At 42.2% G+C, this 486-nt stretch carries 1 pseudogene; it reads right to left on the bottom strand.

The features are described from left to right. Positions 1-365 (bottom strand): annotated as a pseudogene (locus BAE46_RS14150) (IS3 family transposase); the annotation flags it as partial. Positions 366-486: the final 121 nt, after the last annotated feature.

Below are 486 nucleotides of genomic sequence, written 5' to 3'. Positions count from 1 at the left end.
GACAGCTTCATCAATTAATTCAACATAATACAGCCTACCTGACAGAGACGTTAATTGTCCTCGTCTTCCCCCCAGTAGGCATTTAACTTTTTTCTAAGCACCAGTAATGCTGCGGTTTCCGCTAACGCCGCCTCCTTACGTCTGAGCTCTTTCTCTAACTGGCGAATACGTTTTTTATCTGCTTTACGCTCGGCAGTTTGAAGCTGTTTAACTTGAGCACTCGTTTGATTACCGCTGATACAGGCGGTTTTCCACTCTTTCACTTGCTCAGGATAAACACCTTTTTTACGACAATATTCATTCAACTCAGCTTCTGACAATGCGGCCGTTTCTAACACGACTGCAAACTTCTGCTCAGATGACCAACTGCATTTACTACTATTTTTGGGCAACACTATTTCACCATCGGATTGCGCTAAATATTTAGACTTCCAATCATACAATGTTGACACGCCAATGCCTTCTTCTTTTGCAAATTGTCTTAAC

Origin of the sequence: Glaciecola punicea (assembly GCF_001756615.1) — a bacterium.
Taxonomy (GTDB): Bacteria; Pseudomonadota; Gammaproteobacteria; order Enterobacterales; family Alteromonadaceae; genus Glaciecola; species Glaciecola punicea.
This window is presented reverse-complemented; position numbering and strand designations above follow the sequence as displayed.